The organism is Roseibium porphyridii, from assembly GCF_026191725.2.
In the GTDB taxonomy this organism is placed as follows: domain Bacteria; phylum Pseudomonadota; class Alphaproteobacteria; order Rhizobiales; family Stappiaceae; genus Roseibium; species Roseibium porphyridii.
The window spans coordinates 5,789,554-5,811,511 of sequence record NZ_CP120863.1 but is presented as its reverse complement, the minus strand read 5'-3'; the positions used below and the strand labels follow the sequence as shown (position 1 = coordinate 5,811,511).

The window sequence follows — 21,958 nt, the reverse complement described above, 5'->3', positions numbered from 1 at the left end:
TCACAATGACAAACGAAACCCTCCTTTCGGTCGAAGACCTGTCCGTTGCCTTCACGCAGGGCAAACGCCAGACGCTCGCCGTCGACCGGATCTCCTTTGATCTTAAAAAGGGTGAGACCGTTGCTTTGGTCGGCGAGAGCGGGTCCGGGAAATCTGTCTCCGCCCAATCGGTGCTGCGTCTGCTGCCCTATCCGACCGCATCGCATCCTTCCGGGAAAATCATGATGGAAGGCGTGGATCTGCTTCAGGCAAGCGAAGAAAAACTTCGCGAAGTGCGCGGCAACGGCGTCTCGATGATCTTTCAGGAACCGATGACGTCTCTCAATCCGCTTCATTCAGTGGAAAAGCAGGTCTCTGAAATCCTGAAAATTCACCGCGGCATGAGTGATGCAAAGGCGCGTGAACGTGTTCTTGAGCTGTTGAACCAGGTCGGCATCAGAGAGCCGGAAAAACGCTTGAAATCCTATCCGCACCAGCTATCGGGCGGCCAGCGCCAGCGCGTCATGATCGCCATGGCGCTCGCCAACGAGCCGGATCTTCTGATTGCAGACGAGCCGACCACGGCGCTGGATGTGACGGTTCAGGCTCAGATCCTGGAACTTCTCAAGGATCTTCAAAAGAAGCAGGGCATGGCCATGCTTTTCATCACTCATGATCTGGGCATTGTGCGTAAGTTCGCCGATCGGGTCTGCGTGATGACCAAGGGCAAGATTGTCGAACAGGGGCCGGTTGCCGATATTTTCGACAAGCCGCAACACGACTATACGAAACACCTTCTGGCGGCCGAACCAAAAGGCGAACCTCCGGCAACCGACAAGGACAAGCCGATTGTGGTTCAGGCCGACAATCTGAAAGTCTGGTTTCCCGTCAAGCGCGGTCTGCTGCGAAAGACTGTAGATCACATCAAGGCCGTTGACGGTATCGACGTCACAGTACGCGAAGGACAGACCCTCGGGATTGTAGGCGAGAGCGGATCCGGCAAGACGACGCTCGGACTGGCGATCCTGCGCATGATATCTTCCACCGGCCGCATCGCGTTCAACGGCAATGAGATCCAGACCAACTCCTGGAAGGAAATGCGGCCCCTCCGGCGGGACATGCAGATCGTGTTTCAGGATCCCTTTGGCGCATTAAGTCCGCGCATGTCCGTTGCCGACATTGTAGGCGAGGGCCTTCTGGTTCATTTCCCGAACATTTCCCCCGAAGAGCGCGACCGAAAAGTGGCCAATGCTTTGGAAGAAGTTGGCCTTGATGCGTCCACGCGCCACCGTTATCCGCACGAGTTTTCCGGTGGTCAGCGGCAGCGGATTTCAATCGCCAGGGCCATGGTCCTGGAGCCCAAATTCGTGATGCTTGATGAACCGACATCGGCGTTGGACATGAGTGTGCAGGCACAGGTCGTCGATCTCCTGAGGGACCTGCAAAAAGCTCACGGTCTCGCTTACCTGTTCATTTCTCACGATTTGAAGGTCGTTCGTGCGCTCGCCAACGAAGTTGTCGTGATGCGCCAGGGAAAGGTTGTGGAATCCGGCCCGTCAGAGCAGATATTCGACGCTCCCCAAACCGACTACACAAAGGCGCTGATGGCTGCAGCCTTCCGCCTGGAGACGGCTCCGGAAGGCGTGGTTGGTGTTTGAACCAACAACGCCTTATATCCAGATCAGCGACAGGGTTTGATCGGGTCGTGCTGTTCAGCGCCTTGTTTTGTAGGCACGTTTCTCAAGTCATAGTCCGAAGCAAGGACAACGAACTCTGGCAGCTCAGACGTTTTCAGATAGGTTGAGATCAACATTTGCCCATTGTCTTCCGGATCGACTTTGCACCCGGCAACATCGATCATCAACGATCCGCTGATGGCCTTCCGTTTCGATTCCGGCATTGAAAGAAACTTGGCCTGCAGGGAGCGTAACTCGTCGATCTGGGCTCCGGGAATTCGAAAAATCGAAACCGTTTCATCGTGATCGCGTTGGAATTGTGAAGCGGATTCCTTGGGCAGCGACGTTCTTGTCAGAAAAATCTCTTTCTGTTTCAAAACACGCCCGGACGATTTCTCGCGCATGACGACCTTCATGCGGGCTCCATTCGTCGGCACTTTCAGCCTCTGTGAATGTTGGACGGCGATCAGGAATTGCTCCGGATCGGTCTTGGCGGGATTGAACGCGTCAAGGTCCACGCCATGGGCAAGGCCGGTTTTACCCAGGGACACCAAAACGGCAATAAACAGAGATTTCAGGCACGACGACAGGATCGCGCGCTGGAACATTAGTCCAAACATTCGAGGAACTCCACTTTGCTAATGGAGTTCATTAATTATCGTAAAACAATAAAAAATAAAAGCAAAAATTCATAACTCACTTTCGCGGCACTATGCGAGCCGCGCATGCAACTCAAAAGCACGCCGCCCTTCGAAAAGTCGGGTGAGCCATATCAGCTGAAGGTTGGCAGTTGGTTCTTGGGTCCTTAACCGACCCAGCACGTCGCAAAAAAACCGTTCTTTTCCTGGTCTTTGCCGATCGAACGCCGCGTCTTGAAGCCGATCAAACCATCGGCGCCACCGACATCATGCCCAAGGCCTTCCAGCCGTTGTTGCAGGTTCCGAACCGCGCCACGAGTGGTTTCTTTCATTGGCTTCCATGCGCCTGCAAACGCCTTGTTGCTGCCATAGCGGTCGGCAAGGTGTCCAACAAACAAAGCATAGGTATCGCTCTCGTTGTACTCTTTGATCACATAGAAATTCTCGGTCGCAATGAAGGCAGGTCCATACCGACCTGCCGGCAGCAGAATGTTCCCGGGCTTGTTCAATTCATGATCGGGGAAAGGTCGCCCGCTGACACGTTTGACACCTTCTCGCACAAAGGCAGAAATTTTTTGCCGGTTGTCCGGCCCTTCGCGTGTGCAAGAGACGTTTTCAGGCAGGACGACTTCATAGCCCCAGTCACGGCCCTTTGCCCAACCATGTTCGGCAAGATAGTTCGCGATCGAAGCCATGGTGTCGACTTGTGATGTCCAGATATTGCGCTTGCCGTCACCGTCGAAATCGACGGCATATTTCAGATAGGACGAGGGCAGGAACTGCGGCTGGCCCATGGCTCCACCCCAGGAACTTTTCATCGCACGTCTTGAAATGTCGCCGTTCTGCAAGATCCTGAGTGCGGCGATTACCTCCCCTTTGAAAAACTCCGGGCGCTGACCCATAAAGGCCTGAGTGGCGACCACCCGAAGGGCATCGTGAGGAATTTTGGCTCCGCCATAACCCGATTCACGCGCCCAGATCGCCAGAATGATCCGCTTGGGAACGCCATATCGCGCCTCGATTCGCTGAAGTGCTGAGGCGTGTTTCTGCATAAGGCGGCGCCCGCCAGGCACAAGTGAATTGAATTGGCTGTCTCTGAAGTAACGCGAAGGCGTTCGAAACTCCGCCTGGAAATTGATTTTCGGAGGTGCGCCCTTGCCACCAGGGCCAACCAGGCCCGGAAGTGACGTATCCGGAGTGAGACCGGACAACTCCCTGTCGAGTGTCGCCTGTGAAACACCGGCTTTTCGGGCGGCCGGAATAATTTCGCTCTGCAGAAATTGCCGGAACTGGCTGTCATATTTGCCCGCTGTCGCCGGCAATGATTGACTGCCGAAAATCAGGAGGGCGGCGAACAAAAACGACAAGGGGCGGATCACAGGCAGGCTCCACGGTCTTAAAACAGCGCCGCAGCCTATCACGATCCGAGCCCGGGACCGACCGTCTTTAGAGTTCTGTCCAGCCCAAATGCCGCCCTTCTTGGGTGCTCAGCCAGTCTTTTTCGAAACGATACCAGCAACCGCCGCGTTTCTGGTCAAAGTGCCTTGAGATCGGCGTTGCCATCAAGTGGCACATCAACAGCGTTCCGACAGCGCCGTGACCGGTAAAAAGCACCGGCTGGTCATCCGGAATATGTCGCAGCGCGCTACGGACGCCGTTCACGATGCGATCCTGAGCGTCAATAGCTCTTTCCCATCCTCGAATTGACGCAGCAGGGTTGGCAAAAAAAGCATCCGCTGTCTCCTCAAATTCCTCGGGGGGAAGAAAGCCGGTGGCGCTGCGGTCGTTTTCGTGCAGAAACTGCAAGACACGGTGAAAAACATTCATGCGGCCCGAAAACACCTGCGCGGTTTCAACAGCCTTGACCTCGGCGCTGGAGATCACCTGTTTGATCTCTTTGGCAAAGGGCAAAAATGTCGCTTTGCCTGCCCGTTCACGGCCAATGTCGGACAGGCCCCATTCGGGAACGGGGACGTCGGGATCAATTTTCACTTCAGGATGGGTCAGGTAAACGCACCAGGTCATCAGATTACTCCATCGAGCCAGCCAATGATGAGCTCATAGGCGATCGAAATAGACGGCGGTATCTTGTGTTCTTCAGGGTGAGTGCCGGCGACCATTTGCCGGACTTCCTCACGGCTGCACCACTTGCAGGCTTCCAATTCGTCATCTTCAATTTCGATATCGAAAGTGGTCGCGGTGCCGACGCACCCGAGCATCAGGTTTGCCGGAAATGGCCAGGGTTGATTGGAGATCAGCTGGACCTCACCCACCACAATTCCTGATTCTTCCAGCGTTTCGCGCCGCACCGCCTGCTCGATGGTTTCCCCAGGCTCCATGAAACCGGCAAGTGTGGTGAAAATTCCTTCAGGAAGCCGTGCGGGCCGACCAAGCAAGGCACGATCACCATCGGTGATGAGCATGATCACGCAGGGATCGGTGCGCGGAAAATGCGGCGCACCGCAGGTTGGACAATCGCGCCGGTATCCGGCTTCTGCCATGATTGATTGTTCGCCGCAGCTGGAACAAAAGCGGTGTGTACGATGCCAGTGTATCAGTGCTCTTGCCTGTGCCAACGCGCCAAGGTCTTCCGGTGACAGAAGGTTTTTCAGCGCCAGGTTCCTCAAGTCGATCGATTGCAAGCCCGGTCGCTCAGACAGATCTTCGTCAGAGTGTGGAATGGTGGTTGCAAACACGGCTTGGCCGTTTTCAGGTCTTAGCCCGAGAAACACCATTTCCCCGGTTTCGGCGCCCAGAGCAACAGCTTCGGCAAGGCTGTGGCCAATGGATTGGATGTCATCGCCCCTAAAGACAAGCGTCTTGTCCGTCGACAGGACGAACTGCGTATCCGGTCTTTGCAACAGCCCTTCAATATAAGCTTTGTCACCCCGTCTCGTGGATTGCCGGTCGAGTGTGTTGCCAAGAAAACTCATCTCCATCGGTTGGAGACCGGCAGCAGGCGCGCGCATCTAGTATTCCTTGAAAAGGTAAGGGCGGGTTGGTCGATGCCTGACACTAAGTCGGTGGTTGGGAGCTGTCCAGCGCAGGGTCTTTTCGTTACCTGTTCTAATTAAGCTTTAGCATCGGCCAGAGCACGCCGGAGATCTGCAATCAGGCTATCCGCTTTCTCAGGTTCATAGGAAATTGAAGGTACAGCGCCCCAGACCGGTCCTGGCCAGGCGGCATCCGTTCTAAAGCGGGCAATCACATGAACATGCAATTGAGAAACCTGGTTGCCGAGCGCTCCTACATTGAGCTTTTCGCAGTCCGTGGCCATCCTCAGGGCCGTGCTGGTCACCGCAATTTCTCGCATCAGCTGTTGTTGGTCTTCAGCGGTAAGGTCAATCAGCTCCACAAGATCGGACCCCCGGGGGATCAGCATGAGCCAGGGATAATTTGCGTCTTTCATCAGCCGAACCTGGGACAGCGGCAAATCTTCAACGAAAAAACTGTCGCCTTCCAGACGGGGATTGATGGCAAAAGAGGACATGATTTTGATCCGTGAACACTGAGACGGGGTTGCGCAATCCGCAGGCGAGCACGTCCCGGATTGCAATTCAACACCATAGAGCTAGATTGCAGATCATGTGAACCGGTCTTCCGCATTCTCTGCCTGGAAGACTCTGTTATCAGTCACTGGGCCTTTGTCATGTCATTGGAAACACTTTTAAGTTTTACGCTTGTTGCAGCATTACTGGTCATGTCTCCGGGGCCAAACGGAGTGCTGATAGCCAAGACGGTTCCAACATCAGGGCGAGCTGCAGCTTTTTCGAATGTCGGCGGTTTCGTGTCTGCGTTTTTCTTGCATGGTTCGCTCTCAATTCTAGGGATCTCCGTGATCCTGGTGCACTCGGCCGAAGCCTTCTTTGTCGTCAAGATGGTGGGTGCGGCTTACCTGTTCTGGATTGGCTTGAAAGCATTGCGCGATGCGCTTTCCCGCAAGGCGATCGCTCCGACTGTTCAACCGGCGCGTAACAAACGCACGCTGGTCCGGGCCTTTGGCGAGGGCTTCCTCACAAATGCGCTCAACCCGAAGGTTTCAATGTTTTATTTGGCAGCCTTTCCGCAGTTCATTCCAGCCGGCGAGGGTGCGATTGCCGCGTCCATGATGCTTGTCGCCACGCATTCCCTGATCAACGCGCTCTGGTTCGGAGCCATGATCATGCTGCTTGCGAAAGTCAGCCGAGCGGCGGGAAACCCCTCGTTTCAGCGATGGCTCAAGGGAGTAACCGGTTTGGTATTCATGGGATTTGGACTGAAGCTGGCAACGCTTCGCCCCTAGCTCTTGGTTTCGATGGAATTCATCGTCGAAAAAACATCTTTCCAGCCCTTGCCAAACCCCTGGGGGCATCTGATATAAGGCGCTCGGGAGGTTGGTGGTGGACGAGCCACTCGCCAACCGGGTCAGATCCGGAAGGAAGCAGCCCTAACGAGCCTCGGCACGGGTCGCCGTGCCAGCCTCCCACCCATTTCAGCCACAAGATGGCTGCAGGCAACACCGCCCTTTGGAGCGGTGTTTTTTTGTGCCTGGTCTTCCTTGGTCCCCCATCATTTCTGCAAGTTCACGCTCAAGCGGTGTATGAGGCATGTTGACAACATGTGTACCTTGGTACCAAAATAACAAATGAACAAAAAAATCGAACGCGTCCAGACAGGTGTTCGTCTGGAAAAGAGGCTTCTCAAGGTTCTAAAAGGCCTTGCGGAACATCTTGATATTTCATTGGGGGATCTGATTGAAGGCATGGCGCTCCATTGCTTTGAAAACGAACCGCCCTTCTCAGCAGAAACACTCGGCAAAATCGAACAGCTTAAAAACGTCTACGACCTGGAGCTTTCGGCAGAGGACAGCCACAAATTAAAGGAAGAGGCACGTGGTGACAGATAGGGACTATCGGCTACTGGCTGATTGTTTTGAGGCGGAAACACTCGATGCACGCGGCTTCAGCCACGTCGACCACATTGGTGTCGCCTGCCAGATTTTGCAGAGATACGATTTTTTGGACGCAGCGCGCACCTATTGCAGGGCCCTACAGGGGATTGCCGGCAAGGCAGGTGCGCCGGACAAGTTCAATCTGACCGTTACGCTCGCCTTCTTGAGCCTTCTGTCAGAGCGAATGGCGTCAACCACCCATGAAACCTTTGGTGAATTCATGGAGAAAAACACTGATCTAATGTCCAGGTCCGTGATGGGAAACTGGTACTCGCCAGACCGTTTGAACAGCAGAAGTGCCAGGACCGTTTTCCTGATGCCGGACCGTTTCAACGCTTGAACCCACCATCAAGTTGGCTTGACGTGAGGTGCGACCTTCACACACAGAAATCTTTTTAATAAGCCGTCCATATTTGCGAAAAAGTCGCTATTGTGCGGCTCATGGATGAGACAGGTTTTCCGGAAGAGGGAGCCAGCGAAGCTCCCGGTCTGATCAGCGACAGCAGTGTGGTGCAACCCGCCACCCAGGATGGCGCTTATCGTGTGCTTGCGCGAAAGTATCGACCCAAGACCTTTGAGGATCTGGTTGGTCAGGAGCCAATGGTTCAAACGCTGGAAAACGCGTTTGATACAGGCCGGATTGCCCAAGCCTGGATGCTGACAGGTGTGCGGGGGGTCGGAAAAACGACAACAGCGCGCATTCTGGCGCGGGGGCTGAACTATGAGGTGCCGGGTGTCGCCGACCGGCCGACAGTCAAGCTCGATCAGGAAGGCACCCATTGCAAGGCGATTATGGAAGGACGCCATGTAGATGTGATCGAGATGGATGCCGCGTCCCATACCGGCATCAACGACATTCGCGAAATCATTGACGCCTCCCGATACCGTCCAGCCACAGCGCGTTACAAAGTCTACATCATCGACGAAGTGCACATGCTGTCCAATGCGGCTTTCAACGGTCTGCTCAAGACCCTTGAAGAACCGCCGGAGCACGTGAAGTTCATTTTTGCGACCACCGAGATTCGCAAAGTTCCGATCACGGTTCTCTCCCGGTGTCAGCGCTTTGATTTGCGCCGGATCGATCAGTCGAAACTTATTGGCCTCCTGAAGCGGATCTCCGACGCGGAAGGCATTCAGATCTCGGATGAGGCATTGATGCTGATCGCCAGAGCAGGTGAGGGGTCTGCTCGCGATTCGCTATCTTTGCTGGATCAGGCGATGGCGCATGGTGGGGGCGCAATCGAAGCCGGTGATCTGCGGCAGATGCTTGGTCTGGCCGACCGGGCAAGAGTTATTGACCTCTTCGGGCACTTGATGAGCGGCGACATTGAAAAGGCGCTTGCAGAACTTCAAGCGCAGTATGATGTCGGTGCGGACCCGGCCATCGTCCTGACGGATCTGGCTGATTTTACCCATCTGGTGACGCGCATGAAGGTGGCGCCAAAGGCCGCGGACGAAGCTTCGGTGACAGAAGCAGAGCGTGCGCGTGGCCGTGAATTTGCTGAAAAGATTTCCGTGCGGCTATTGTCCCGCGCCTGGCAGATCCTGCTGAAAGGCGTGCAGGAAGTACAGGCGGCGTCGAAGCCATTGGCAGCCGCAGACATGGTTCTTGTACGATTGGCCTATGCTGTCGACCTGCCGGATCCAGGCGACCTGATGGCGCAGATCAAGAATGGGCAAAATCCGCTCGCGGGTGCGGCCGCTCCCAGAGGCACAGCTCCTTCGGGAGGTAGCGGCGACCCGGGCGGCGGTGGTGGAACGGCGATGGCCGTTGCAGCCTCACATGGTTCAGGACCTGCCGGAAGCGGGCCCACCATGCAGGCAAGGCCGGTACAAGCCTTGGGGCGGCCTCAACTTGCCGCAATCGAAGGCGGTATGCCGAAGTCCGACACGCAGCCAATGGCTGCCCCCGAGCCACAGGTACAGGCAGAGCCTGCTTACAGCCTGAAAAACCTGCATGACTGTGTCGCGCTGGCGTCGGAAAAACGCGATATTCCGATGAAGGTCGCCATCCAGCGTCAGATGCGGTTGGTCAAGTTCGAACCGGGCAAGATCGAAATTCAACCCACAGAAGATGCACCTGCCGATATCGCGGGCGAATTCGGTCGAAAGTTGCTGGAATGGACTGGCCAGAGATGGTTCGTGGTTGTCTCCCGCAATCAGGGCCGTCCAACCATTCATGAAGAGCAGGAAGCCAACCAGCAACAACTGCTGTCGGACGCCAAGTCTCATCCAACCGTCGCGGCCTTGCTATCAGCTTTTCCCGGGGCCAAGGTCGTCGACGTGAAGGTACAGGTATCGGAAGAGGACGAAGCTGCTCTGGCAGATCCGATGGTTTCAGACCCCCTTTTAGGCGAGGCGCTCGGCGATGACGAAGACGATTGACGGAACCGATGATCTCGCGGCCAAAACGGTGAGAGATCAGAAGATCAAATGGAATTTCATCTTCTTCTTCGTGACCGGGTTCGTCACGTTCCTGTCCATGTTTGTCATTTCCAAAAGCGGCATCGACGACTTCACCAAATTCCTCGTTGTACTGACGATTATCAGTGTTTTCTTCTTCGTTGCGCTCTATCTCATTGCGAGGATTTTCTATCTTTGTTTCAAGGAGGCGTAGAAGCTGTTTCGGGTTGCTCGAATGCAGGTAAAAGCGGATCAGTGAAGCATCCCCGGACTTGATGCTGCCCACACTCCAGCCGATATGTGGGCAGAGAGTTGGGGCTGGTAATTCATTGAACGTTCTTCTAAACGCTATCGTCAAATGAAGGTCGCCGGTTCGGCGCACATGCTTATTCAAGGAGAGATCCCGTGGACTTCCTCAAGATGATGAAACAGGCCAAGCAGATGCAGGAACAGATGGGTTCCCTGCAAGAGCAGATCGTCGACATTGAGGCGGTGGCCTCGTCCGGCGGCGGCCTTGTCACTGTGACACTCAACGGGAAGGGTGAGCTCAAAGGCCTGAAGATCGATCCGTCGATGTTGAAGGAAGAAGAAGCTGAAATTCTGGAAGATCTGATCATGGCAGCTCACACGGAAGCCAAAGCCAAGGTTGAGATCCTGATTCAGGAAAAAACCCAAGAGCTCATGGGTGGACTGGGTTTGCCCGCCGACATGAAGCTGCCGTTCTAAGAAACGGGCGGGCATCACATGGCGCAGAAAAGTGTCGCGGGGCCGGAAATCGAGCGGCTGATTCAGCTGCTCGCAAAACTGCCGGGCCTCGGACCACGATCGGCGCGCCGCGCTGCACTTCATCTCATCAAGAAAAAGGACCAGCTGTTGGTCCCGCTGGCAGAGGCCATGGGTGTCGCGGTCAGCGAAATCGGTATTTGCAGCACATGCGGAACGGTCGACACGTCGGATCCCTGCACTATCTGCGCCGATCCCAAACGCGATCAGTCGGTTCTGGTCGTTGTCGAAGATGTTGCAGACCTGTGGGCTCTGGAACGCGCCGGAGCTGTCAACGCCCGCTACCATGTACTTGGCGGCACTCTCTCTCCGCTTGACGGGGTCGGTCCGGACGATCTCAACCTGGCGACCCTGATAGATCGCTGCACAAATGAGCCGTTGAGCGAAATCATCCTTGCGATCAACGCAACGGTTGAGGGCCAGACGACAGCCCACTACATCATGGATCAGCTTTCACATCTTGAGGTCAATGTCACCAGGTTGGCACACGGAGTGCCGGTTGGTGGGGAACTCGATTATCTGGATGAAGGTACACTTGCACAGGCGCTGAAGGCCCGAACGCAATTCTGAAATATGCGGGCTTTCTCCAGCTGTCATTCGTCCTGTCCGGAGGCCCGGCTTTCGTGTCCAAAATAGCTGTTATCAGCGTGCAATCAAAAAAATCGAAGCTGCATTATTGAGCAGCGTGAAAGACAACTGGAGCAACCAGGCTGTATTCACGATTTTTTGTCCAGGATTTTAAGATTTTCTCTTCAGTTACAATTTTTATCGGTGTCTTGGAGGCTTGTGTTTCGGCGCGAAATCTGATCTTTTTTCAGTATTAACGCCTGATGAGTGGAAGTCTGTTGTTATTGAAAGGCTGTTACTTCTGATTTCACTCCACGCATAAGGTTTAAGTGGATTTTTCTCTACTTTTTCTTGTGAGGAGCATGCCAGAGTTTTCTGGCAGATCTGGTGATCATTTTTTGAGGTTTCTTGGTGAGCAAAAACACATTCGCGGATGTTTGGGCCGGATTTACGGTCGGTGGTGCAAACGCTTCATTTATCCTCGGCGGCTCGGGGACGGCATGCGCCCTGTGGAGCCTTTCAGGAAAACGGGACCGGCTGGATGCGCTGATCGTCGGCGCAAGAGTGGGTGCAATGGCTCAAGCGCATCTCGACGCACCCTCGCTTGTTTTTATGCGCGGTGTTCGAGATTTCGAACACTTCAAGTCGCTGAGTCTCAGCGATGGTGGTTATGACTGGCAAGCGTCGCTGGGTACGGAGTGGATTTCAAAAAAGAAAGTCGAAATGGCTGCAGGCCTCACCACCTTGATGCCTAAGCTCAGGCCCATCATCAGTGCTTACTTAAAGAACCAGGAAAACATCGAGCAGATCGCGGGTTCGAACGAATTCAAGACCGCGTTCAACATCCTTGTTGGCGAGTCGGAAAACATACTCGACAAGGATTATCTGAAAAATCGCGATCCTCAGAAGTACTACATTTTTCCGTGCCTTCCGAGTCTTGGAGCAGGTGTCGGGTTCTGGTACGAAAAGACAAAGCTGATCCCGTTTGGCACACAAAACGCTTGGTATTACGCAAAGCCCAAATGGCGCTTGACGCCATCCTCGGGCAATGAACTCATCTTGCAGATCGAAGGCATTCCAGAACCGGACGGCACTGACTTCAACGTGGCCATACGCATTGATGAATGGGGATATGATCCTCGGATCCGTTTCAAGCAGGAAGAAGTCAAATTCAGCGGGTCTAATCCGAAAGATCCGCGGAACATCACCAAGAAGGACCGAACGGGAGAGCTTTTGCCAGCGACGGTGCAACTGGGACGAATGAAGGCGTCTTCAAGAACGACAGCTGCCATGATCCCCAGCCGCCAAGGCCGGACCATCGGGTTCGGATTGGTTCTGACAAACTCTCAAACAGCCGGTGTCTACGAGCAAGGCTATGCCATTGGTGGCTCGGTCGCCAAGCGGGATCTCGACTACAAGACGATCAAGATCGGTGTTGATATCATCAAGGGGGGCTATCCGGTCTGGCAGTCCAGGGAATACGTCAAGGTCTCAACCGACACGCACGGTGAAATCGCCGGACTGGCGATCGACAAATCCGATCTCAAAGGCAAATGGGACTGGCGAGAGTAGTTCTCGGCGTATTCAATCAGTTTGAGCCGGCAAAAATCGGAATGGATTTTGTAATCACCACTTTGCTGGTCGTATAGGATCCCTTCGGGCGGATTTTCCAATAGGCGCGGTCCCGTTGGCTGGACTTGGGCTCCTGCACAATTTCATAAACCCGGTCAAAGTCGACACCCTTCTTTGAACTGGCCGATTGCGCCACGTAGAGGGTGCTGCCGTATTGTTCCCAGCACTCCACGATAGCGATGTGTGACTTGTTCCCGGGATTTCGACGAACCTTCGCATTACCGCCTTCAACATCGGCCCAAAGGATGGCGTTGTCATACTTGATATCATCGACGGATCTGGCAACATCGGCAATGAATTTGTACTTCGGAATATATGTCACCATCTTTTGAAATTGGCCGAGAGCGATCAGATAGCTACTGACGAAGCCGACGCAGTCCATGCCGAAATTTGCCCAGGCCCATTGCGGCAACTCGCCAATAGTTTTGAATTTGCTTTCGACAGCGAGGCAACACAGCAGGGAAATTTCCTCCGGCAAGCCCTGGCCAGCAAAACAGGAGACGACGCGGGCCTGACAGGTGCGGGTCCATTCTCCTGCTTGTTGATAGGCGCTTCCTGGCTGGTCGCAGAATTTTCGGACAACCCTGAGAAGCGCGTTGCATTCGGCTTTGCGTGCACTCGTGTAGTTGGATCGGTATCCATTCACCGCCACCCGAATAACCGAGCTGCCGACGGGGACAGGCAAAGACTTGTAATGACTGCCATAATCTGCGGGGTACATATTCGAGTGGTGTTGAAAGAACGAGGTTTGCAGATAGGACAGTGCGGGATGTTTCCAAAATTCCTGCATGGGTTTCAGCCTTGAGTGGTTTGCTGGAACAATTTGGCCCACATCAAGTGTCTGCTTTGACGAGGCTGGCGTAACTATCTGAATTATAAGTATTTTGACGTTTTTCTAAGCAGTGACTAACTATCACGGCACACGACTAATTTTGCTGTGACTGCAATCACAGCTTCATCGAATAAAGGCTTGAATATTGCTCCGATGGGAACGTATCAACGCCCTAATGCGGTTTTCGCTCACCGGAGCAGGACGCAACACAACATCGGTGGTCCGCAAACAAAAAGGCCGTCCATTGGACGGCCTTTAAAGTTCAGGTAGTCAGCTAAGGTCAGACCCGCCGTTCCACCATCATTTTCTTGATTTCGGCGATTGCCTTTGCCGGGTTCAAGCCTTTCGGGCAGGCTTGGGAGCAGTTCATGATCGTGTGGCAACGGTACAGTCGGAACGGGTCTTCCAGATTGTCGAGCCGCTCGCCTGTTGCTTCATCGCGGCTGTCAATCAGCCAGCGATAGGCCTGAAGCAGAATGGCCGGGCCGAGATACCGGTCACCGTTCCACCAATAGCTCGGGCACGACGTGGAGCAACAAGCACACAGAATGCACTCATAAAGGCCGTCCAGCTTGACGCGGTCCTCATGGGATTGGCGCCATTCCTTTTCAGGTGCTGGCGAAACGGTCTGCAGCCAGGGTTCAATGGATCGGTGCTGGGCATAGAAACGTGTCAGGTCCGGCACCAGGTCCTTGACCACTGCCATATGTGGAAGCGGGTAGATCTTGACCACATCTCCGGCAATTTCATCTGTACCCTTGGTGCAGGCCAAGGTGTTGGTGCCATCGATATTCATCGCGCAGGAACCACAGATGCCTTCACGGCAGGAGCGTCGGAATGTCAGCGTCGGGTCGATCTTGTTCTTGATATAGATAAGTCCGTCCAGAACCATCGGCCCGCAATTGTCCGCGTCGACAAAATACGTGTCGACACGCGGGTTGCGTCCATCATCCGGATTCCAACGATAGATGCGGTATTCACGCAGGTTGGTCGCCCCCTCCGGCTTGTCCCACACCTTGCCTTCCGTCACCTGAGAGTTCCGAGGAAGCGTCAGCTGAACCATTTGTTACTGCTCCGCGTTGGGCCCGGTTCGCGTCCTGGGCCTGAGTGTCTTCAAGCTTCTTCTTTAAGCTCAAGGACCATGTTGTCATTCGTCTGGCCGGTGATCTCGTACCCTCGGTCTGCCAATTCGCTCAGACAGTCCTCGGTCCAATAAGGCCGGCAATTCGTTTCAAGCAGGATCACGCGGGGCCAGAGTGGCTTGTCCGCGTGCCTCAGGAAGGGGAGCACCACCCGGTCTTCGAACCCTTCAACATCCACTTTCAGGAGGTCGATTCTCTCAAGTCCCTGGTCGTCCGCGATAGCGGTCAACGGCCTGACCTTGACGAAGGTCTTTGACCAGTCACCAGCCCATTCGCCGCTGGTCAAATCCTTCACAAAGGTGGCGAACCCGCAATTGCTGGGTTCATGCCAAAGCGGCAACGTGTCTTCGCGCGGACCGACAGCTGAATTGATTACCGTGATACCGTCCAGAGCATTGGCGAAGACATTGAAGCTGAGCTTGGAAGCCGTTTGAGGGTTGGCTTCTATCGCGACAACCTTGGATCCATGACGAGCGGCAAAAATCGCGTAGGAACCGATATTTGCTCCAACGTCGACGAATGTTTTGCCGGGTCCAAGCAACGGTTCGATCAGCTTGTGTTCTTCGCGTTCGGGCAACCGCCCCTTGGCCAGTATCTTACGGTCGTCGTAGTTCTCACCCGGATAGATCCGGAATTTCAGGCCGTCAGCCTCCAGGTCATAAGGTCCTTTGAAAACCCTTGCGACCAAGGCGCGAATACGCTTGCGCAATCCCCGGGACAGGTCGTGCCGGTCGGCCAGACGCCAGGCGGCACGAACCAGCCGCTCGGCCCTGTAGGTGCCGAACGGACTGCTTGTGTCCAGGAGAGTTGCCGCCTCGCTCAACGTGCTGCTTCCTTAGTAGACGCGCGCCTTTGGCGCGATCTTCTTCGGGTCGATCCCGCCTTCGTCATGCGTGGTCAGCGGGTCCAGAACCACAGGGCGGTAGTCCAGTTTGACCTCGCCCGCGTCATTGACCCATGCCAGGGTGTGTTTGCGCCATTCTTCGTCGTTCCGTCCGGAGAAAGGACCGTCCTTGAAGTCCTCGCGCGCATGCGCACCACGGCTTTCCTTGCGGGCTTCCGCGCCATAGACCGTGGTGATGGCGTTGGCCATCAGATTTTCCAGTTCCAGCGTCTCCACCAGATCGGAGTTCCAGATCAAAGACCGGTCGGTGACTTTCAGGTCTTTCATTTCGCCCCAGATCTCGCTCAGGCGAGTGCACCCGGCTTCAAGACTTTCCTGCGTCCGGAAGACGGCAGCGTCTTCCTGCATGGCACGCTGCATCTTGTCGCGAAGATCGGCCGTAGCAATAGACCCGTTGGCGTTCCGTAGCGTGTCGAAACGATCCATGATCTTGTCGCAGGATGCTTCGCTCGGGGTCGGAACGGCTTCTTTCGGATCAACGACTTCACCTGCCTTGATCGCAGCCGCACGGCCGAACACCACAAGGTCGATAAGCGAGTTGGACCCAAGCCGGTTGGCGCCGTGAACCGATGCGCAGCCTGCTTCTCCCACAGCCATGAGACCTTGCTGAATACGGTTCGGATTGTCGCCATCCGCGTTCAGAACTTCACCCCAATAATTGGTCGGGATGCCACCCATGTTGTAGTGAACGGTTGGCAAGACCGGGATCGGGTCCTTGGTGACATCGACACCGGCAAAGATGCGCGCGGATTCCGAAATGCCCGGCAAACGTTCAGCCAGCAACGCCGGATCCAGATGATCCAGATGCAGGAAGATGTGATCGTTGTCCTTGCCAACACCGCGGCCTTCACGGATCTCCATCGTCATGCAGCGTGAAACAACGTCGCGCGACGCCAAGTCCTTGGCCGAAGGCGCATATCGCTCCATGAAGCGCTCACCTTCGGAGTTTACGAGATAACCGCCTTCACCGCGGGCGCCTTCCGTGATCAGGCAACCGGACCCGTAGATCCCTGTCGGGTGGAACTGCACAAATTCCATATCCTGAAGCGGCAGTCCCGCGCGTGCCACCATGCCGCCGCCGTCGCCGGTGCATGTATGGGCAGACGTTGCTGAGAAATAAGCGCGTCCGTAGCCGCCGGTCGCTAGCACGACCATCTTGGCTGAGAAGCGGTGCATGGTGCCGTCGTCGAGGTTCCATGCGATCACACCCTGGCAAACACCGTCCTCGGACATGATTAGGTCAAGCGCGAAATACTCGATGTAGAACTCGGCGTTGTTGCGCAGAGACTGGCCGTAAAGCGTGTGCAGGATGGCATGGCCGGTCCGGTCGGCAGCCGCACAGGTGCGCTGCACGGGAGGGCCTTCACCGTAATTCTGCATGTGCCCGCCAAACGGGCGCTGGTAGATACGCCCATCTTCGGTTCGCGAGAATGGCACGCCGTAGTGCTCAAGTTCATAGACCGCCTTGGGCGCTTCACGGGCAAGGTACTCCATGGCATCGGTGTCCCCGAGCCAGTCCGAACCCTTGACCGTGTCATACATATGCCATTCCCAGCAGTCCGGCGTCATGTTTGTCAATGACGCGGCGATGCCGCCCTGTGCGGCAACGGTATGCGAGCGTGTTGGGAAAACCTTGGTGATACAGGCGGTGCGAAGTCCCTGTTCAGCCATGCCGAGAGTTGCGCGCAGGCCTGCGCCACCGGCACCAACAACGACCACATCATATTTGTGGTCGATAAATTCATACGTGTTGGCCATTCGGGTCAGCCTCCAAAGCCAATTTTAAGAACTGCAAAAATGCAGCCGAAGCCGATAAAGGCGCAAAAGAAGATGTTTGCCATAAGCGCCAGGAACTTGACGCCTTCGCCATGCACATAGTCCTCGATGATGACCTGCATACCGAGTTTCATGTGATAGACGCCGGATAGGATCACCAGGAGGAGGATAATGGATACAAGCGGGTTCTTGAGCGTTTCGATCACATCGCCGTGGCTTGCACCCTGCATCGAAATCACCAGGATCACAAAGAATGAAATCAGAAACACGTTGGCGACAGCTGTCAGGCGCTGCTTCCAGAAATGGTCTGTGCCTTCCTTTGCCGATCCGAGTCCGCGAACCTTGTTCAAGGGTGTGCGCATATCTGTCATGACGCTCTCCTTTATCGAACGATGTAGCCGATGATCCAAAGGATCAGCGTGAGCGAGACAGAGCCAACTATGGTCGCCTTGGCGAGCCATTCACGGGCGTCCTTGCCAAAGCCAGCGCCCATATCCCACACAAAGTGCCGAAGGCCACCGAGCATGTGATGAACCAGCGCCCAGGTGAAACCGAACAGGATCAGGCGGCCAAGGATTGAGCCGTAAATCTCGTTGACGAAATCGAAATAGGTCGGCCCGGCTGCTGCAGCAATGAGCCACCATGCCAGAAGGATGGTGCCGAAATAGAGTGCTGCACCGGTGATACGATGCAGTATGGACATGACCATCGTCAGAATAGGCTTATAAATCTGAAGATGGGGCGATAGCGGGCGGTTGCCCCGCAGATCGGCGTTCGACATGGAATTCCTCTCCCGTACGACGCAAGAGCGACATGAGCTAAGAATGCGTCATCGGCCTTTTGGATACGCATCGCATTGGCAACTGAGCGACGCAGGCAAACGTGACATCCTTAGCTCATTTCACTCAAGTTTACGTTTACGCAAACGTAAGCAAATCAAAGCGTTGTCTAGAGGGGTTCTAGCGCCAACGCCTTCAAACGTCAAAATATCCTAAAGGCCAAAACGAGCCGAGACTACTTCTGAATCGTTTTAATTCACACGGTGACAAAAAGTGACCGACGAAAGAGATCAGGCGGGAACCGGATCTTTTGTGCGATGTCGGTTTGTGTCGTTTAAATGCGTCACCGCAATCAGGTGGAATACTCAGCCCGGATGGGGCACTCCGAAAACGGACCAACCCGTGCTGTGCGCAAAGGATTCCATGGCTTCCGTACCCAGTTTGGAATTGCCATAGCGGTTCAGCCCGGGTGACCAAACGGCAATTGCTGCACGCCCTGGAGAAATGACCAGAATGCCGCCTCCGACACCACTCTTGCCGGGCATTCCAACTCGAAAGGCAAAGTCGCCGGAGCCGTCATAGTGGCCGCAAGTCATCATGAGTGCATTGATTCGCCGGCGACGTTCGAAAGAGACAAGTGTCGGCATGGCGGGAGAATCGACCAGGAAACGTCCAGCGAGCGCCAGTTGGCGGCAGCTCATTTCCACCGCGCATTGATGGCAATAGGTGCCGAGAACCTTGTCGACGGGATTGCGCATGTTGCCATGGGACGCAAGATAGTGGGCCAGCGAAAAGTTTCGATGCCCTGTCGCAATTTCCGATTTGGCGACATCCTCATTGATGTGGATGCTGTCGTCGTCGGCAGCTGCGCGCATAAATCTCAAGAGTGCGGCCAGTGCTTCGCGTGGTGACGATCCGGACAGGTAGGTGTCTGTCGTCACCAGGGCTCCGGCATTGATAAACGGATTGCGCGGAATTCCGTCCTCCCGCTCGAGCAGCAAGATTGAATCGAACGACAGGCCGGAGGGTTCGCGGCCAACCCGGTTCCACAACTGATCGCCGACGTGCCCAAGCGCAAGGGCCAGTGCAAAAACCTTGGACACGGACTGAATCGAAAAGGGCGTGTCAGCATCGCCTGCACAGAACACGTCCCCGTTTGCCAGCGCGACGCTAATTCCAAATTGCTTGGGATCGATGTCCGCAAGTTCGGGAATATAGGTTGCCACGCTGCCCTTGTCGGGGTTGGAAGCTGCTGCTGTCGCGATGTCTGTCAAAAGATTTTGCATATCTGCCTTCCGCTTGAAGAGGCAGTTCTTCAGATTGGCGAGCCGGATGCAAGCGTTTGCGGAGAGGAACCGTCAAAATTGCCGGAAACTCAGACAAGGAGAGGTTCGCGGCCGGATGAACAGAAATTCCGTGAGCAAAAAGCCTGACAAAAAAGCACGCCAGAAATCGCAGGCCCATCAGTATTGAGGCAGCGTAACCATTCGGAAAGAGCAGTTAGTTCGTTTGATCGATACTGGAGTAACCTGGTTGCTTTGCTGCGAGCATCTTGAAGAGATGCAGCATGAAAATCGTGGCAAAAATCGGCGTCACCAGGTTTAGGATCGGCACCGCCAACAATCCGGCAATGACCAGACCACCAAGGAACACGGTTCCGCTCCGCGCTTTCCTGAATGCTTTTGCTTCGGCTGGAGGCATGAAGCGCATTGCTGCAAATTCGAAGAATTCCCGTCCCAGCAGATAGCCGTTCACCAGGAAAAACGCGATCAGATTGATGCCGGGAACCAGCAGCAGAAGCAGTGCAAATATGTTCCCCAGAATGACCACGCCAGTGAATTTGATGGTCTGGCCGATTGATTGTGCAAATGGCAGTGCACGGCCCGGACGGTCACCAGGGTAATCGTGCGCCTCGACAATGTCGGCAATGTCATCTTGAAAGAGGCCCGCAAAGAGTGCCGAGATCGGCGCAATCAGAAAGCCAAGCGCGAAGATTGCGCCAATGCCGGTCAGGATCGAAAGCGCTGTGTCCATCCATCCGTAGGGCAACTCGACAAAGTTGACGACCAGACCCTGGAGTGTGATCCAGACAACCAGCAGGACCCCAAGTGTAAACCCGAGCATTTTCCAGAAAATTGAGCGAAACGGAGGTTCAAAAACCTGAGACATTGCTCTGGAAGCGGCTTGGAACATGGGACCTGCAAAATCTTGTGAACGACTGCTTCGACATAAGTGCGGCGAAGATCCGGCGCAAGTGCATCTGAAGGGCCCTACCGAACCTGTTGCGTGTGGTTTTGAGTATCACAGGAGCCGATCGGACTTTGTGGAACGCTGCACGCTTTCTGCAAAATCAATGCGAAAAACCTCATTGAATGCGTCCAACCTTTCCCCGGATTGGATGGAAACCTGTTTGCGTTGATAAGGCATCCGATCTGGTCGGGCGCCGCCTTGCAGAGGGTTTCCGATAGTATGAATAGTTCAGACACAACCAATTCAGAACCTGCGAATAGTCCCAGGCCGCATTCAAACGGCGGTCTTGGCAAATCCAAATCATTTCTAAACTCACCTGCCGTCAAATTTGTTTTGATTGGCTTCGTAACGATGGTGCTTTTGGTACCCAGTGTCTTTGTCTGGGTACTCGTTGAAGAGCGCGCCGATCGGGCGCAAGAGGTCGCGCGTGATATTGCAAAATCCTGGGGTGGTACGCAGGAAGTGAACGGCCCTTATCTGGTTGTTCCCTACACCGAGACTTACCAGCAAGAGATTGACGACAAGAGCGTAACCAAGGTTGTGCAGCGCGCGGCTGTCCTGTTTCCAGAAGTATTGGAGATTGGCGGTGACATTGGAGTCGAGGACCGCAAAAAGTCGATCTATTCACTGCCGGTTTATCATGGGAGTTTGCAGTTGCGTGGTCGCTTTGCAGCGCGTCCCACCAATATGTTCCGCGCCATGCATGGGGGGACAATAAACGTTGCCTACAACCAGGCCGTTCTAACCATCGGTATCGGCGATGTCCGGGCGCTGAAAAGCGAAGTCAGCCTGAAGCTGAATGGAGTGCAGTCTTTGCCATTCGAGCCGGGCCTGGGCTCGCTCGCGATGAACCCGCAATACCGGGCGGGCCGTGCTCAAAACCCGTCAGGCATCAATGTTGCCATTCCGCACGCTACTTGGCGAGACGGGTTTACCTTCGACATTCCGTTGCAATTGAATGGCTCCAGGGCAATTTATGTTGCGCCTGCCGGGCAAACCACCAAGGTAGCTCTCAAGTCAGACTGGCCCCATCCTGGGTTCACGGGGGCATTCCTGCCCGAAACACGTGAGATCTCTGAAAATGGATTTGATGCAAATTGGACCATCCCCTATCTGGCTCGCGGCATTCCGAAAGTTCTGACTACCAATTCGGTGCCCCTTCAGGACAAGATGCTGGGTGTGAAATTCGTTGAACCTGTTGATTTTTATCAGACGATTTCCAGATCGCTCAAATATGCCATCGGTTTCATCAGCTTGACTTTTCTGGCGGTATTTGTGCTCGAGATGCGGTCCGGATGGCACTTCCATTGGATCCAGTATGGCCTGGTCGGACTGGCTTTGATCATCTTCTATGTGATGCTGCTCGCCTTCGCGGAACATGTCGGCTACGCGCTGGCCTATCTGATAGCGGCACTGGCGGCGACTTTCTTGAATGCTGCCTATGTTGGCACATCACTGCGCAGCAAGGTTGCCGGCATGGTAATGTTCCTGGTTTTGGCGAGCATTTTCGCTGTCTTGTACGCACTCATGCGCGAGCAGGACTACGCTTTGCTGATCGGATCCGTCATCGCGTTCGTTGCACTGGCAGTGACGATGTTCGTGACGCAACGTATCGATTGGTCGGGACAGCAAACATAGACCTGGTTGAAACGCCGTTGCCCTCGATA

At 54.8% G+C, this 21,958-nt stretch carries 23 protein-coding genes and 1 other RNA gene; 11 read left to right on the top strand and 13 right to left on the bottom strand.

Translation table 11 applies throughout. The features are described from left to right. Positions 1–5: 5 nt before the first annotated feature. The gene (locus tag K1718_RS26840; RefSeq protein WP_152503990.1) at positions 6–1,637 is read left to right on the top strand and encodes an ABC transporter ATP-binding protein; all 1,632 of its coding nucleotides are present in this window, start codon (positions 6–8) and stop codon (positions 1,635–1,637) included. A gap of 23 nt (positions 1,638–1,660) precedes the next feature. Here the strand turns inward: K1718_RS26840 and K1718_RS26835 are convergent, their stop codons facing one another. From K1718_RS26835 to K1718_RS26815, 5 genes are all read right to left on the bottom strand, one after another. Next, entirely contained in the window at positions 1,661–2,275 is a 615-nt protein-coding gene (locus K1718_RS26835; protein ID WP_265680221.1) for a hypothetical protein, read from the bottom strand. Between the two features lie 185 nt (positions 2,276–2,460). Next, complete coding sequence (locus K1718_RS26830) at positions 2,461–3,669, bottom strand: lytic murein transglycosylase (RefSeq protein WP_209007118.1); 1,209 nt, start codon at positions 3,667–3,669, stop codon at positions 2,461–2,463. Positions 3,670–3,739: 70 nt separating this feature from the next. Next, positions 3,740–4,318 carry a histidine phosphatase family protein gene (locus K1718_RS26825; RefSeq protein WP_152503987.1) on the bottom strand — a complete coding sequence of 193 codons (579 nt, stop codon included), beginning with the start codon at positions 4,316–4,318 and terminating at the stop codon, positions 3,740–3,742. Then, positions 4,318–5,262, bottom strand: a complete 945-nt coding sequence (gene nudC / locus K1718_RS26820) for an NAD(+) diphosphatase (protein WP_152503986.1) — start codon at positions 5,260–5,262, stop codon at positions 4,318–4,320. Before nudC ends, K1718_RS26825 begins: the two co-directional genes overlap by 1 nt. A 101-nt stretch (positions 5,263–5,363) precedes the next feature. Beyond that, on the bottom strand, positions 5,364–5,783 hold the full coding sequence (locus tag K1718_RS26815; protein ID WP_265680222.1) for an HIT domain-containing protein: 420 nt from the start codon (positions 5,781–5,783) through the stop codon (positions 5,364–5,366). A gap of 159 nt (positions 5,784–5,942) precedes the next feature. Between K1718_RS26815 and K1718_RS26810 the strand changes: the two genes are divergently transcribed. The 9 genes from K1718_RS26810 (at position 5,943) to K1718_RS26770 (ending at position 12,548) form a co-directional block, all read left to right on the top strand. Next, positions 5,943–6,575, top strand: coding sequence for a LysE family translocator (locus tag K1718_RS26810; RefSeq protein WP_265680223.1), 633 nt, complete (start codon positions 5,943–5,945; stop codon positions 6,573–6,575). Between the two features lie 86 nt (positions 6,576–6,661). After that, an RNA gene (gene ffs, locus K1718_RS26805) (signal recognition particle sRNA small type) lies at positions 6,662–6,759 on the top strand. A 158-nt stretch (positions 6,760–6,917) separates the two neighbouring features. Then, positions 6,918–7,178: a hypothetical protein gene (locus K1718_RS26800; protein WP_265680224.1), complete on the top strand. Its 261-nt coding sequence runs from the start codon at positions 6,918–6,920 to the stop codon at positions 7,176–7,178. Continuing rightward, on the top strand, positions 7,165–7,563 hold the full coding sequence (locus tag K1718_RS26795; RefSeq protein ID WP_173006206.1) for a hypothetical protein: 399 nt from the start codon (positions 7,165–7,167) through the stop codon (positions 7,561–7,563). Before K1718_RS26800 ends, K1718_RS26795 begins: the two co-directional genes overlap by 14 nt. Positions 7,564–7,664: 101 nt before the next feature. Then, positions 7,665–9,608, top strand: coding sequence for a DNA polymerase III subunit gamma/tau (locus K1718_RS26790; RefSeq protein WP_265680225.1), 1,944 nt, complete (start codon positions 7,665–7,667; stop codon positions 9,606–9,608). Next, entirely contained in the window at positions 9,592–9,840 is a 249-nt protein-coding gene (locus tag K1718_RS26785) for a hypothetical protein (RefSeq protein ID WP_152503980.1), read from the top strand. The genes K1718_RS26790 and K1718_RS26785 overlap by 17 nt, the downstream gene beginning before the upstream one ends. A gap of 206 nt (positions 9,841–10,046) precedes the next feature. Beyond that, on the top strand, positions 10,047–10,352 hold the full coding sequence (locus K1718_RS26780; RefSeq protein ID WP_265682458.1) for a YbaB/EbfC family nucleoid-associated protein: 306 nt from the start codon (positions 10,047–10,049) through the stop codon (positions 10,350–10,352). An 18-nt stretch (positions 10,353–10,370) separates the two neighbouring features. Beyond that, a complete protein-coding gene (gene recR / locus K1718_RS26775) occupies positions 10,371–10,979 on the top strand; it encodes a recombination mediator RecR (RefSeq protein ID WP_152503978.1) in 609 nt (202 codons plus the stop codon). A gap of 408 nt (positions 10,980–11,387) precedes the next feature. Then, the gene (locus K1718_RS26770) at positions 11,388–12,548 is read left to right on the top strand and encodes a hypothetical protein (RefSeq protein WP_152503977.1); all 1,161 of its coding nucleotides are present in this window, start codon (positions 11,388–11,390) and stop codon (positions 12,546–12,548) included. A 16-nt stretch (positions 12,549–12,564) separates the two neighbouring features. On the opposite strand, the gene K1718_RS26765 is transcribed toward K1718_RS26770, so the two are convergent. From K1718_RS26765 to K1718_RS26730, 8 genes are all read right to left on the bottom strand, one after another. Beyond that, positions 12,565–13,398, bottom strand: coding sequence for a hypothetical protein (locus K1718_RS26765; protein ID WP_265680226.1), 834 nt, complete (start codon positions 13,396–13,398; stop codon positions 12,565–12,567). Between the two features lie 322 nt (positions 13,399–13,720). Next, a complete protein-coding gene (locus K1718_RS26760; protein ID WP_152503975.1) occupies positions 13,721–14,503 on the bottom strand; it encodes a succinate dehydrogenase iron-sulfur subunit in 783 nt (260 codons plus the stop codon). Positions 14,504–14,553: 50 nt separating this feature from the next. Next, positions 14,554–15,405, bottom strand: a complete 852-nt coding sequence (locus K1718_RS26755; protein WP_265680227.1) for an FkbM family methyltransferase — start codon at positions 15,403–15,405, stop codon at positions 14,554–14,556. Positions 15,406–15,417: 12 nt separating this feature from the next. Continuing rightward, positions 15,418–17,244, bottom strand: coding sequence for a succinate dehydrogenase flavoprotein subunit (gene sdhA, locus K1718_RS26750; protein ID WP_152503974.1), 1,827 nt, complete (start codon positions 17,242–17,244; stop codon positions 15,418–15,420). 5 nt (positions 17,245–17,249) lie between these two features. Next, positions 17,250–17,633 (bottom strand): succinate dehydrogenase, hydrophobic membrane anchor protein, encoded by a 384-nt coding sequence (gene sdhD / locus K1718_RS26745; protein ID WP_152503973.1) that lies wholly within the window; start codon positions 17,631–17,633, stop codon positions 17,250–17,252. 11 nt (positions 17,634–17,644) lie between these two features. Further along, entirely contained in the window at positions 17,645–18,043 is a 399-nt protein-coding gene (sdhC, locus tag K1718_RS26740) for a succinate dehydrogenase, cytochrome b556 subunit (protein WP_152503972.1), read from the bottom strand. 363 nt (positions 18,044–18,406) lie between these two features. After that, entirely contained in the window at positions 18,407–19,327 is a 921-nt protein-coding gene (locus tag K1718_RS26735) for a glutaminase (protein WP_152503971.1), read from the bottom strand. Between the two features lie 214 nt (positions 19,328–19,541). Then, positions 19,542–20,234 (bottom strand): sulfate transporter family protein, encoded by a 693-nt coding sequence (locus tag K1718_RS26730; protein WP_152503970.1) that lies wholly within the window; start codon positions 20,232–20,234, stop codon positions 19,542–19,544. 408 nt (positions 20,235–20,642) lie between these two features. On the opposite strand from K1718_RS26730, the gene creD reads away from it, so the two are divergent. Continuing rightward, positions 20,643–21,929, top strand: a complete 1,287-nt coding sequence (gene creD, locus K1718_RS26725) for a cell envelope integrity protein CreD (protein WP_285806047.1) — start codon at positions 20,643–20,645, stop codon at positions 21,927–21,929. The last annotated feature ends 29 nt before the right edge of the window (positions 21,930–21,958 follow it).

Coding starts and splice junctions, on each gene's coding strand:
- K1718_RS26735 (WP_152503971.1), bottom strand. CDS start 19,327: ATGCAAAATCTTTTGACAGACATCGCGACAGCAGCAGCTTCCAACCCC.
- K1718_RS26730 (WP_152503970.1), bottom strand. CDS start 20,234: ATGTTCCAAGCCGCTTCCAGAGCAATGTCTCAGGTTTTTGAACCTCCG.
- K1718_RS26760 (WP_152503975.1), bottom strand. CDS start 14,503: ATGGTTCAGCTGACGCTTCCTCGGAACTCTCAGGTGACGGAAGGCAAG.
- sdhA (WP_152503974.1), bottom strand. CDS start 17,244: ATGGCCAACACGTATGAATTTATCGACCACAAATATGATGTGGTCGTT.
- K1718_RS26790 (WP_265680225.1), top strand. CDS start 7,665: ATGGATGAGACAGGTTTTCCGGAAGAGGGAGCCAGCGAAGCTCCCGGT.
- K1718_RS26840 (WP_152503990.1), top strand. CDS start 6: ATGACAAACGAAACCCTCCTTTCGGTCGAAGACCTGTCCGTTGCCTTC.
- sdhC (WP_152503972.1), bottom strand. CDS start 18,043: ATGTCGAACGCCGATCTGCGGGGCAACCGCCCGCTATCGCCCCATCTT.
- sdhD (WP_152503973.1), bottom strand. CDS start 17,633: ATGACAGATATGCGCACACCCTTGAACAAGGTTCGCGGACTCGGATCG.
- K1718_RS26765 (WP_265680226.1), bottom strand. CDS start 13,398: ATGCAGGAATTTTGGAAACATCCCGCACTGTCCTATCTGCAAACCTCG.
- K1718_RS26815 (WP_265680222.1), bottom strand. CDS start 5,783: ATGTCCTCTTTTGCCATCAATCCCCGTCTGGAAGGCGACAGTTTTTTC.
- nudC (WP_152503986.1), bottom strand. CDS start 5,262: ATGCGCGCGCCTGCTGCCGGTCTCCAACCGATGGAGATGAGTTTTCTT.
- creD (WP_285806047.1), top strand. CDS start 20,643: ATGGTGCTTTTGGTACCCAGTGTCTTTGTCTGGGTACTCGTTGAAGAG.
- K1718_RS26835 (WP_265680221.1), bottom strand. CDS start 2,275: ATGTTTGGACTAATGTTCCAGCGCGCGATCCTGTCGTCGTGCCTGAAA.
- K1718_RS26785 (WP_152503980.1), top strand. CDS start 9,592: ATGACGAAGACGATTGACGGAACCGATGATCTCGCGGCCAAAACGGTG.
- K1718_RS26810 (WP_265680223.1), top strand. CDS start 5,943: ATGTCATTGGAAACACTTTTAAGTTTTACGCTTGTTGCAGCATTACTG.
- recR (WP_152503978.1), top strand. CDS start 10,371: ATGGCGCAGAAAAGTGTCGCGGGGCCGGAAATCGAGCGGCTGATTCAG.
- K1718_RS26825 (WP_152503987.1), bottom strand. CDS start 4,318: ATGACCTGGTGCGTTTACCTGACCCATCCTGAAGTGAAAATTGATCCC.
- K1718_RS26800 (WP_265680224.1), top strand. CDS start 6,918: ATGAACAAAAAAATCGAACGCGTCCAGACAGGTGTTCGTCTGGAAAAG.
- K1718_RS26780 (WP_265682458.1), top strand. CDS start 10,047: ATGATGAAACAGGCCAAGCAGATGCAGGAACAGATGGGTTCCCTGCAA.